The sequence below is a fragment of the Psychrobacter sp. JB193 genome (genome assembly GCF_002285555.1).
Classification (GTDB): domain Bacteria; phylum Pseudomonadota; class Gammaproteobacteria; order Pseudomonadales; family Moraxellaceae; genus Psychrobacter; species Psychrobacter alimentarius.
In genome coordinates, this window is record NZ_NRGY01000001.1 from 1,327,420 (window position 1) to 1,340,423 (window position 13,004).

The 13,004-nt window shown below is 41.5% G+C and carries 9 protein-coding genes; all 9 read right to left on the minus strand.

Going from position 1 to position 13,004, the window contains the following annotated elements; translation table 11 throughout:
• Entirely contained in the window at positions 1-4,056 is a 4,056-nt protein-coding gene (locus CIK80_RS05740; protein ID WP_143516783.1) for a hypothetical protein, read from the minus strand.
• Between the two features lie 76 nt (positions 4,057-4,132).
• On the minus strand, positions 4,133-4,936 hold the full coding sequence (locus CIK80_RS05745) for a PilX N-terminal domain-containing pilus assembly protein (RefSeq protein ID WP_095569186.1): 804 nt from the start codon (positions 4,934-4,936) through the stop codon (positions 4,133-4,135).
• Positions 4,936-6,030, minus strand: a complete 1,095-nt coding sequence (locus CIK80_RS05750) for a PilW family protein (protein ID WP_095569187.1) — start codon at positions 6,028-6,030, stop codon at positions 4,936-4,938. The genes CIK80_RS05745 and CIK80_RS05750 overlap by 1 nt, the downstream gene beginning before the upstream one ends.
• A gap of 1 nt (position 6,031) precedes the next feature.
• Positions 6,032-6,619, minus strand: a complete 588-nt coding sequence (gene pilV, locus CIK80_RS05755) for a type IV pilus modification protein PilV (protein ID WP_095569188.1) — start codon at positions 6,617-6,619, stop codon at positions 6,032-6,034.
• Positions 6,619-7,119 (minus strand): prepilin-type N-terminal cleavage/methylation domain-containing protein, encoded by a 501-nt coding sequence (locus CIK80_RS05760; RefSeq protein WP_257011691.1) that lies wholly within the window; start codon positions 7,117-7,119, stop codon positions 6,619-6,621. The genes pilV and CIK80_RS05760 overlap by 1 nt, the downstream gene beginning before the upstream one ends.
• A gap of 340 nt (positions 7,120-7,459) precedes the next feature.
• Positions 7,460-8,296 (minus strand): ComF family protein, encoded by an 837-nt coding sequence (locus CIK80_RS05765; RefSeq protein WP_179288329.1) that lies wholly within the window; start codon positions 8,294-8,296, stop codon positions 7,460-7,462.
• A 24-nt stretch (positions 8,297-8,320) separates the two neighbouring features.
• A complete protein-coding gene (locus CIK80_RS05770) occupies positions 8,321-9,751 on the minus strand; it encodes a phospholipase A (protein WP_095569190.1) in 1,431 nt (476 codons plus the stop codon).
• A 350-nt stretch (positions 9,752-10,101) separates the two neighbouring features.
• A complete protein-coding gene (gene dsbD / locus CIK80_RS05775; protein ID WP_095569542.1) occupies positions 10,102-12,237 on the minus strand; it encodes a protein-disulfide reductase DsbD in 2,136 nt (711 codons plus the stop codon).
• A 66-nt stretch (positions 12,238-12,303) separates the two neighbouring features.
• Positions 12,304-12,867 carry a protein-disulfide reductase DsbD N-terminal domain-containing protein gene (locus CIK80_RS05780; protein ID WP_095569191.1) on the minus strand — a complete coding sequence of 188 codons (564 nt, stop codon included), beginning with the start codon at positions 12,865-12,867 and terminating at the stop codon, positions 12,304-12,306.
• Positions 12,868-13,004: the final 137 nt, after the last annotated feature.

Genomic DNA, 13,004 nt, shown 5'->3' on the forward strand with positions numbered 1-13,004 from the left:
TCAGTGCTCGATCCAACTCAATGGGTTAATACGTTTATCACTATTAAAGCCGTCTAAGACAGTACAAGTTGGACCAACACACTCAGTACCGATAATGTCAGGCTTACAGCTATCGCCCTCACAGCGGTTAACTAGTCCACTGAATATACTAGTATCGTTATACTGGGTGACAATATTATCGACGATACCCGAACCTGCGTTGAAAGTTGATCGTGTGGTTAACACGTCATTGCCTGTGCTATCCAAGCAAGCACCAAAAGGCAAACAAGTACGCTCACGTTGGGTTGCACCTTTGACCCCCGCACTACAGGATAAGATAGCTTGTCCCTTATCAGGATTGTATGAAGAAGAGGTTAGTACTCCTGCTAGAGCGTCTGGTTCATTAAACATTTTCATCTTATAAGGACCAGTAGCTTGCGGCGTTTCATTTAACCAGGTAGTAAAAGGCATATACCATCCTTGTATTGCACCGCTCTCCATCCTTTGTTTAATGCCTGTTTCATTAATATCTGCAGTTGAAAATGTCAATTTCTGTAATTTATCATTTCTACTGGTAGTACCTGCTACTTTATTTGTTGGTGTACGCAAATTTATGGTTGGCGCTGTACCTGTTCCGTAGAAGAACAAGTCACTACGTGCAACATCTTTATCTATAATATTATATAGCGCGTCCGGAACACTCCTAGTTGCTGTTACCGGATTACTGCGATCTCCTGTCCCTACTGTCACCATAGCTTGTACACCACTAGCGCTACCTACTTCATTCGCAGCATCTCTATAACCATATTTGCCATTGTAGAAAGTAATCAATGGGCGCTCGTAAATACGCGGTGGCGCATCGCCAGTCCCTGATTGATCACTGACATCCAATATTTTTACTACTCGATCTACTTTAAAATTATCGGTATCTGCATTGTTGTTGATATCTACTCGCCACACTTGACCACCCAAATCGGCATAGTAAATGTGATCTACTAGACCATCATAGTTCCGATCTAAGGTTCTAATTTGTGTTACTACACTGTGTTTCATTTCTGTAGCTTTAGAATACTGCAACAAGTTAGAGCGAGAGGTACTATTACTACCTGTACCTTCACTATTTGCCCACCAAAGAAGCTTACCGTTATTTTGCGATATATCTACTTCTTCTTCATTATTAGTCTTAGTTTTTACTTCACCTACTTGTACCATATAAACGCTGTTGCCTTGAGCCGTACTTTTGTTACTACATTTAGCATTATTTGGATAATTTGTGCTTAGTTTAAATGTCGGATCTTCATAGCAAGTATCATAACCGCCTGGTAAAAAACTAACCATGACACGTTTGCCACCGCTTTTGACATAACCAATGGCAGGTTTACCCCATGATTGACCCATGTTTGCAAAAGCTTTTTGTTCTGCAGATGCATTACCAGTGACGTTACCTTTAATACCGCTCAAAGCTGTCGTATCACCCATTAATCGGTTAGCATAATTAGATCCGATACCATAGATCATTTTAGGCTTCGTTACATCCGAGACATCCAATGCATAGTATGTAGATCCACCCATACGTAAACCGCCTAAGGCAAAGCTTTGATCGGCTTCATAAGTATTAATAGTGGTCGCTGTCGCACCTGTGCCTGTAGTTGTAGATTTATTGGTATAAGAGACATACGTTAGCCAAGGACCATCAACACCATAAGGATAGCTACCATCTTTGGCTGTACCTCTACTACTAATAGCATCAGGTTGTAGATCAAGTATCTGCTTGGGTATGAAAGTAAAGACTTCTTTACCAGTACTATCATCGAGCATATGTAATGCTCCATCCATAGAACCATATAGAAGATAATCTGTACGCTGACTAGTATCAAACCTACCAGCAGCATCGACCGCTACTTTTTTAGTGATTAGCTGTGGTATGGAGTGTAGAACACCACCTATATTCTTTAAGAAGTTATCTTTGGTAGATGTAAGTACGGCACCATCGGTCACTGTTGTAGCTGCAGGTTCGCTATAACCCATGAAATTGAGTAATGCCAATTTTTGCTTATTAGTATAATTTGATAAACCATTGAAGTTCACTGGTTTTTTACTTGCATCTACTTTTAGGTTAGTAAGGCTACTGCCATTATCGACGAATAAGTTTCTATTACCTGCCGCAGGTGTGGTCGCATTTTCGAAGATTTTTTGATAGGCACCGCCAATTTGCGGAGCGCCTCCATCAGGTCTTAAGGTATCGGGTCGACTGGTATTGATAATAGTATTCCACTCATCTTGAGTATTTCTTGCAAATAAGCCTGCACTATTAGAAAAAACAAATTTATTATCACTACCTACTATAGTTGAGTTTCTAACTTTGTATTTTTTGAGGTTACCTTTCCATAATAATGGTGAGTTAGGGATAGGTTCCAATATCGGTAGATAAGCGAATTGACGCGATCTTAAACCGCCCAAACTATCAAGAGGCACGGCCATTGTTCCAGCTGATATTGGATCAATTTCGGCAGTACTGACGTCTTCAATGAACTTTCTCACACTATTGGCGATATCTACCGACTCTTCAGTATAGTAAAACCCACCATTGCCATAGCCTTCACCTTTTTCCCCAAGTTTACATAAGTTTTTGGCATCGGCATCAATACCAGGAATGTCGCATTGATAAACTTGTACGGTCTCAACAGCACCACTAGGACGCGTGATGCTTTTGGTAACCTTGCCTTGTGCCGTAAGTTGCTTGAATACATTACCGAAGCCTACGGTTGCTGTTGCAATGGGCACGCCTTTAGAATTACTCTTATCATAAAGTTTTTTTGCGTATTCTCCTGAACATTCCCAACCAGAAGCACTATTTGTATCTGATAAATTGGAATTACAAGAGGTACCCATATCAGTCGAGCCTCCTGCTAGGCTCCTGTTCATCAATCCTAAAGTATTACTATCAGCGTTATTGGGCACACCATCAGTCAAGAAATAAATACCATAGCCATCGCATTGTGTCGCAGCACTACTAACAGGAGATTTGTAGGTCAACTCATTTGGCTTGAACTTTGATTCGGATACTGAGCGCTCAAAACCACTTCCTTTATAGTCAGTCCAATCTTTTGTGACCTTTTTATAATAATAACCCCCATTGCTTAAATCATATCTATAGTCAGAATTGTTTATCCCTAAATAATAACTAGGATTTAAATCATCAAATCTAACATAATTTTGGCGCCTAGTATAACCAGCATTACATTCATAACGCTTAAAACCAGCAGCTGTATTTAAGTCTGAACTGGTTCCTTTACATTCATACAGATCGTACCTATTGGAATTCTCAATATAGTACCCAGCTTCTATATATCTTGTTTCATTTTCTACTTTATAAGTACGTGTACCTAGCATATAGGCGCCTGCTTCAGCGTAAGCATTAGCTATTGGTGTATTCGTTTCCGGCCTTAGTCCAACTACCTTGTCGATTAGCTTTTTTCTATTATCAAGCTTTAAATCTAATACGGGTGATTCAATCTTACCTCCGCCTTCAGATTGAGATTGGAAGAAAAAGCTGCCTAATCCGATTTTATACTTAGTCAGATCGACATCTGTACCAAAACCATTTGTACTTTTGGGGTTCGCAAACAAGGGAATAAGCGCCATTTTCAGACGTGACATTCGATCGTAATATTTTGATCCATTTACTAAGCAATAGTCGACAGAGTAATTCTTACTTTCAGAAGTTATATTACCAGCGTCATCGTAAAGTCTTTGAACCAAATTATCGGATCTGATAGGATTACTCACGATATTGCCGTTTCTAGTGCAGTATAACGTCCCTTGAAAAGTAGTTAAGGTTAATCCGTTTACGTTGTAATCTTCACTAATGCTACGAGAGTCCATACTCCCTGAGTTATCTAGCATCATCATAATAGAAGCATTACCATAAGTTGCCGCTTGGTATATTTCTAAGTCAGTAGTATGACCAGCACTGCTTGCCATCAACCCTAATATTACAGTCGATAGTAATTTTAGAGACCAGCCTGTACTAATAGGATGGGCCTTATTAACCGTGATTCTACTCGAAACTTTCATAATAACCGCCCATATAGATTCATTACTGTTATAAAAATTTGACTCTTTTCTTGCAGTGCTGCGAAAAGTTATATTTTTAGTTTCCAGATATACACGTAACGCCAACAGGCTGATTGATATAAGTCTGTTGTTGAGTTTGATAAGGAGCGCCCAATTCAGCTAGGCAGCTATCTACTGTGTCATTACCTGTACGCGGCTGCTTAAGGCAACCTGCTATAGTCGTTGTATCATTGCTACTTGCATTACCTAGTGGCGCATTAGATAACGCAGGTATGATCGACGTCACATAACCTACAAAAGTAGTGCAGCCAATAGCCGCATTGACCCCTGTTGTTGCGGGATCGACATCATTAGATGAGGTACCTGAACCTTCTTGGGAAAATATACCTGCACTTTCGGGTCGTACAAAAGTCATTTGAGTAATGACCCTACCTTCACTGACATAGTCATCGTTATTGTCAGGGTTACAGTAACCATTATTTTTGGCTGTCAACAACGCATTTTTATTATTAACTTCACTGATTTCAAGAATACTAAATAACTTGGTACTACGAGGTCTCACACAAAAACTGACTTTGTGACCTTCACGTTCGCTACTAGACATATAACCTTTTAGAGTATCATTTCTCTCACGGCTAGCAGTACTCAAGATCCGATCTTCTTTTTCAACTTTTAAAAGAGCAGCATCATTGGCTTGAAACAAGAGTTTATTTACTTGATCAGCAGTTGCCACTTTGAGATCCGTCGTACTTTGTCTAACAGCGATCGCCCCTACTATCATAATTAAAATCAAAACTAACAATACTACAATCAATACTGCTCCAGATTGACTATACGAATTTATTGACAATTTAGGATGACTCGTAGTTTTAGATTCCATCACAGACCTCCCCTAGCATTGCGTAGCAGTACTGTCGTTTCATAAACATTGCGCAAATATTTTGGTCCAGTTATAGCCGCATTATTAAGCCCCACGTTAGCTCTGTCTAAAACTGTGAATGCCAAATCACTATTGGCTTGCGTAGTCGCTGTTGGGTTATTTGAACGTGCTAGAATACCAATTTGCAAGCTGACAATACGCCTATTATTAAGAACTGTTGTAAGGTTTGTGGTAGTAGGAATCGGTATATAAGCAATTACTAAGTTTTCAGGGTCTGTAGCAAAATCTCTATTTGGGGATACACCTAACTTCGCTCTAAAATAATCAACATTAGGTATGATAATAGTACCATCGCCTGCTAGATTATTGTTTTTTGCAGCTGCCTCACTTGGCACGGTATAGTCTTTTATATCGATGCCAGATACACTTCCAGCATCCGTATCATCATAATCATAAATAGCCGAAGCACAAGCTAATCCAGATGCATTGGGTGTAACTGTATTATCCATTCGCACAAAATATCGCTCGATCACGTAAAACCCTTCGGGAATCGTAGAACCTTCACAATCAAAAGCGTCGTTTCTGTCCGATCTATACTGAATCGTTAGTTGATCGCTATTGGCGATACCCTCTAAGTTACTTATACTATTGCTCGAGGCGTTACTTGATAATAAGTTACTTGGCACAGCTGCGTTATTCAAAACTAAACCAGACAAGTTACCTTCTAGCCATTTACCTGCAACACCGCTTGGCCTAGTAAGCACTACGCCTCCTTGCGGAGTTAAATGATTCATGAAAAACTCATCATATGCACTGGTTGATTTAGCACCATAGTTCGCTCGCCTTAGATGTTGTTGTATTTGAGAAAAGCCAAAGATAGCGTTGTCTTGCATTTGCGAGCTTGCTTCTTGACGTCGACTATTAACTGAACTGGTATAAAAAATCTGTAATGCAGCGGCAGAGATGAGCAAACCCAATACAAGAGCAACCATAAGTTCAATCAATGTGAACCCTTTACTTGCTTCAAAACTTTTAGAATTAAAGGTACGATAAGGTACATGCAAAATTTTTAGTTTGTGATCTTGTACTTTCATATCATATCTCCATCATCATGCATGTTGATTTAGAATGATAATTGCCACCTGCCTCTTCTATCTCATCACCATCAGCTACTCTTTCTGTTAGACAATTTACATCTTCATCATTACCGATAGTGGGTGTTGTGTCTCCCCATGCAGAAATTAAACAATAGGAGAACATGATATTAGTAGCGGCATCACTCCCTGTACCTCCAGTGTTGGGACAAGGATGCATCTGTATCTGAAAGTCATAATTCTGTAAATCTATTTTGATTTTGTAGCTTTCCACTACTGCAAGCTCTACTGCTGTACAAAGCGTAGTTACGGCAGCACCATTTAAACCACACTGATTAGTAGGGGCAGTGATAGAATCCACATCATTAATTTCAGACTCATAAGTTGTAATAGCAGAAGGGTTTGCATGAATTTTTTCTGCTATATTTCGCATTATTACCAAGGATTGAGAACGTTCATATGCCTCATTTGTTGATTTGATGGCTTGTCCTTGTAAAGCAGTATAGCCCAGCACAGCTACTGTTAATAACAATAGCGCAACCATAACCTCAATTAGGCCCACACCTATCTGTCCAGACTTGGTTATCATCAGCAGCTCCCAGAATGTGTAGCACTAATATTAGCAATCTTATTAACTTTCACTTGTCCAAGCATCTCATTACTAGAACCGTTGTCACATACAGAATACACAACCTCATCATCACCAGAAATAACTCTGTTTGGCCGGAAAGTAACTGCAACTACTTGGCTAGGAGTAACATTTATAGTGATGTCATCGCTTATATCGTATGTATTTAGGACAGCGGTGGGATTTTCTATAGTAATGGTACGAGGAGTAATAGAGTCGTTATATATCACCCGAATATCTTGCCGACGAACTACACTCTCAACCTTCGCTTCCTTCAACGCATTAGCCAGTGTAGCCGCTGTCGATTTCACGCGCTGATTGGCCAATTGGGTACTGATATTGGGCGCGGCAATACTAACAATGATGGCAAGCACAGCGATCGTTACCATCAGCTCAATCAGGGTAAATCCTGAGCTGGTCATTTGTTGCTTCATTGGTAAGTTGTTCGCAGATGCGTTCACATCGTATCCCTATTGGTAGCTGTCACAATCTTTTATTATCAATATCTCTTTGTGAAGGATAGTAGTAATGCTATTTTTTATAGGTCATTACTACTATATATCTAAAATATACCTTGCAATATTTATTCCATAATATTCAAGAAACATCCTATGGAGATATAAGGAGTAGAATGAATAATACAGAAATTCTAGAATTTGCCATGCATATCTAAATGTTTATCCAATAGGCCAAAAAACTTGACGCTAATAGATAACAGATTGATATATTTAAATTTTATAATATAGCGTTTAGGTTATGCTTTAGCAACATAATAGTAGGTATGAAAAGTATAAGATGATATTAAGATTGGCTACCATGGGCTAGAGCATAGGCACGAATATGGTAGTAGTCTGTAGCATGTGATTTATCGATGGTTGAAGGCATTGTTTGGCTGTATATAGCGTGCCCTAACGCCTGCAAACTGGCCCCTGTGGTTGCCACATCATCGAACAATAACAGACGCTTAACAGGGGGTTTTTCGGTCAAAGCAAAAGCATTATCCAAATTGCTTAAGCGTTCAGCCCGTGTCAACCCTTGCTGACTGACCGTATTGTCGATACGCGATACGCCTTGCCATAGTGGTATTTGCCAATGTTTAGACAATTGGGCCGCCAAAACAAGAACGGGGTCAAAGCCACGCTTGACCAATCGTTGCTCAGTCGTTGGCATAGCAACAATCACACTATTGTTTTTATGACAGCCATGAGGACGTGGTAGCTGGCGTAAGGTATGTAGCAACAATGGCAGCTTGGTCATATTCTCATGATATTTGAATGCTCTGATCGCTTGCCGTATCGGGTAGTCGTAATATGTTGCGGCTTGAATCGGTAAGATAGTGCCTGCAGCAATGTCGACATTAAAAGGTTTGGGTAACCAAGCAATACTATGATGACAGTGCTTGCAAAGCAGCCCACTATCAAAACGCTGGTTGATTTGTTGGCGATATTTGGTAATCAAAGAAGGACGAGTTGATAAAAATTGGGTAGCCGTATCCTCCCTATTTTCCACACTCTGTGATGGGTAAGCGTGTGCAAGCTGAGCTTGCGGTGTGCTGCGATAGATACGACAAAGCTGGCAGCGTATATCGAGATACTCTGCCAGCCATAATCCTGTTTGATAAGGGGCTAAATAACGCATCATTCACTCTATACGTTGATGCGATTAAAAACCTTTCCAATCATTGAGTACGATACCAAAGCCAATAGACGTATTTTCATGATTATAATCTATGAGAGATTCGCCATAACCTTGAAATACCTGAACAAAACCATTGACGTTTTTGGTCAACGGGTATACATAATCAATTTGTGCTGCGCCTTTACTGGTACTTGGGTTGTAACGTAAAGTACCGCTAATGCTCTGCTGATTCGCTAAATCATATAAGAATTTGACATCGCCATAACCCATGAAATCTTCGATATCTGGGTTGTCATCTTCATTGGCTCTCTCATTACTTATTCGAGTCCATAGACGCGGTATCACTGAGAGTTTGCCCCACTCAGCACCTGCCATCAGATAGGCACGGTTCCATGAGCGTGATAATGGATCGTCTTGACCATTAGAATGGTGAACTGCCCCCGCTCCTAACATGCGTAAGCGCCCACCGAATGGCAAGTCTGCCGTCACTGGCTGTGTCAAAAACACTTCAGGCTGATAGTCCGTGGCACGGAAAGGTCGAGAATTGTCCTCATTATAGACTTGCCAATGCGACTCTTGCGTATAACCAAACCATAAATCCGCGTTGGTATCGAATAAATCTTCAGCAACTTTACTCTTCAAAGACAACTGAAATTTTAGCTCCGTATTGCGTACATCGTTAGAGGTATAAGGCTCTTCAGGCTGCGATGGCGTACTCGGCCCTAAGTTCGGATCAAAGGTATAAAACAATGGCAATATATAGGTTGGGCGGTATGGTCGAACTGTCCAAGTGCCGCGCTCACTGTTTTTATCAAGATCATAGGACAAGCTAAGCGGTGTATATTTTTCTATATCCGTCTGGCTTACGCCTACATCTTCTAATACTTCTGCTTCTCTTTGCGTCAGTCCAACCGTATCTAGACCGTCAGTAGCCGCCCCATTGCCAACCGCATCAGAAGCGTCATTATTCGCGCTAGTGATTGTCGTATTTTCTTCACTAAAAACAAACTGCGGATTGCCTGAAATCGTCGTTTTAAAGGTTTTTGCCAAATCGACTGCTTGTTTGTTATTGACATAGCTCGGTGTGGCGCCTTCTGCCGCTACTTTGTCAAAGCAAGCCAGGCGCGCAGCGCTGGTTTGAACTTGGGTGCAATCAAAAAACAACTTAGCTTGCTGATCAACAAGCATTTGGCGTTTCTGCGTGGTTGTTACGGGCTTAGCAGTCATTGATGGCTGAGTAGCGCCTTGTGCCAAACTATCATTATCATATTTAGGTGCCGTTTCTGGTATTGGTAACTCATTATAAGTTTGAGCAGCTTGTGCTTGTACGGCAAAACAACTGAGCGCTATCCCAACGGCGATGCTCAAATGATGTTTATTCATTTGAGGTAAGCTGTTTTTGCGTGTTTTGATAATATCCATAGACGGACGCTGCGGAATAATATGGGAAAACATAAGTGTCCTTTATCTAACTGACCGTATCGCCAGCAGAGTATATAAGATAATGAATATGGCCATCGATAGCATTGCTAGAGCTAAAAATCAATGATATATGGACATCAAAGGTGGTCATTACAATGTGTAATGCTCCTTCAGTATTGTTGCTTTATTGTAGTGAAAAGATAGACACTATACTAGCATTATTGCTACATAATATAGAGGTAAATAGATAAAATGGCTTCTAAACCATATGTTTGAAGATAAATTTTTAGACAAAATAAAAAAGCCAGCACACAGTCTTGATGGTGTATTGGCTCTCTTATATTCTTTAGATTTATATACAGCTTAACGAGTCTTGTTAAGTATTAGTTCAGGCTCGTCAGCGTTTGCTCAAAATCAGCACGAGCAATCTCACCTACTTGCTGCTGAACAAACTGACCATCTCGGTAATATAATAAGGCAGGTGGCCCAAACAGCTTATAACGAGCAAGCACCGCTTTAGAATCTTCAGTCGTTTCTGTGATATCAAGTTTGACCAATTGCCAATCTTGCATTTGTGCTGGACGATTGTGAAATAAATTCTTATCCATAATTCGACATTCAACGCACCAGTCTGCTGTCAAATCAACGATTACTTTGGGATTTTCGGCGATGATCGAATCAAGCTCGGCAAGCGTGGTAATGTTTTTGTCCGCAGCGCCATTGCTGATTGAGGGCTGACCACTTGTCGATTGCATCATCGGTGCTGCACTTAATGAGGCCAAAGGATGTAAGCTATCATCATTCCCCAATGCCGCGCCCACTATCAAACAAACCGCCCAAATACCGACAACCAAGCCCAGCGCTTGAGTAAGCAGACGACCTTTACCCAACCAACTCCACGCCCATGTCGCGACGACCATAAACCATAATGCCCACACCATCAGCATGACAGGCGAAATAAAGACCCGTTCAATCAGTAATAGTGCAACGGCAAAGAGTAATAGAGCAAAACCGATCTTGACCCAGTTCATCCACTCGCCAGCTTTTGGCATGATCTTGCCTTGAGTCGCGCCAATTAAGATAAGCGGTGCTGATAAGCCAAAACCAAGCATGAATAAAGCCGCAAAACCAAGCAAGGGATTACCAATCGTAGACACCGCCAAAAGCGCGCCAAACAGCGGTGCGGACACACAAGGTGACACCACCAAGGCTGATAAGAATCCAGCGAGTAAACTGCCGCCTGCACTACCAAGCTTACTATCACCCGCTTGACTCAAGCCTTGCATCTTATTACTGATGGCTGTTGGTAAGCGAATGCTAAATACGCCCAGCATATATAAGGCCAATAGAACGAAGATAACGGCAAAGCTAATAAGAATAACGGGGTTTTGTAACCAACCAATGATGCCCAATGACTCACCAAACACGGCAATAAGCGCACCCAAAATACCGTAAGCAATAGCCACCCCGATGGCGTAGCTGGTGGTTAAAATAACACCGCGTTTTACCGTTGGGTTCTCTTCACGGGCAACAATATTGGCAACGATAGGCAACATTGGTAGCACGCATGGCGTCAAAGCCAAACCCAGACCTGCTAAAAACAATAATACCAAAGCCAACCAAGGATGAGACGCCAAACCAAAGGGGTCACCATCGACCGCATTTTGAGAAGCAAGGGTGGCATTGTTTGTCGCAGCGTTGTTTGTCGTACTGCTACTGGTTACCTCACTATCAGCACCAGAGATCGTACTGGTTGCTGCAAGCTCGCCCTCTAACGCCACGTCATCCATTAACGCATAATCAATAACGTCGTCATCTGCCACACTACCTACTTCAGCGTTGTCTGCTTCAGAATCTAGACTACCAGCATCGGCCAAATTGGGCGTTACAGTATCTACTGCTGCATTGTCCGCACGAATCTCGCCAGTCGCAGCAATATTGACCGTGGTTTTGATTTTTTCTGGTGGATAACAAAGTCCTGCTTTGGCACAGCCCTGCCACCCAATCACCACGGCCGCATTGTTTAAGCTTTTGCCACTGTTATTGGTCAAAAGCGTGGTGGCAACCATGTTGGCTTGGTCAAATACTGGTACTTGGCCAAAGGTTGGATCATCAATTGAAATGGGAGACTGACTAAAACTAAAAGGTGCTGCGCTCACGCCGGCAGGCAAAGTCAGCTTAATTTGGTCTTTATAAACGTAATGACCTGGGGTAATGTCAAAGTTGATGGCCAAGCGCGTACCAGACTTAGCAGCGTTACTACTGCTACTGACCTGAAACGCTTGCTCTACTGGCAAAAACTCTGACTTTGCGCCACTCTGTTCTTTGCCAAATAAATCACCTAATCCCGCGGCTTGCGTCATGGTCGAGGTCGCAGTCAACCCTGTAGCGACAAACGCAGTTGGTAACAGCCCTGTAAGCAGTGAGCTACTGCTTAAAGCAAATGCCAGTAGATAAGATCTTTTTGAGGGACGATTTGCCGTTAGCGATGCGGTTTGTTCTATTGATTTGGTAGACATGGCAGGCTCCCTTTTTGTTGCTAACATGCGATTTCCTACTAATATTTGAGCCGAATTACACAATGTTTATTTGCGTGTCACAGCAATATTGACTGTGGTTTTGATTTTTTCTGGTGGATAGCACAATCCTGCTTTAGCGCAGCCTTGCCAACCAATCATAACGGGTACATTTTTCGCAGCTTTACCGTTATTGGTGGTTAGTATAGTAGTCGCTACCATGTTTTTTTGCGTAAATACGGGCACTTTACCAAACGTAGGATCATCAATAGAAACAGGCGATTGGCTAAAAGTAAAAGGCGCTGCACTCACTCCTTTAGGGAATTTTAAAGTCAGCTGATTTTTATACACATAATGACCAGGCGTGATATCAAAATTAATGGATAATTGCGTACCTTTAGAAGTCGCTTTGGTCATGGTACTTACTTGAAACGCTTGTTCTACTGGCAAAAACTTGGACTGCGCCGCATTGTTTTTGCCAAATAACTCGTTTAACCCTGCTGCCTGAGTATTGATAGATACCATCGATAAGGCCGTCATTAACGCGGCACTCACAATGGCAAACGTACCAGACTGTTTAGAATGACATTTACCTGTAGTGGTTGGTTTCGTTGTGGGCATTTGAATTAACATGAGTAACTACCTTAATGTCTACTTACAATGACGGTTGGTTAAAGCCTAACTACTCTGGCAATAGCGAGGTAGTTGGCATCAACGCCTAAAAGCTGATAGGAATGGGACTGTCTTAATACACAAGAATATATGAAATG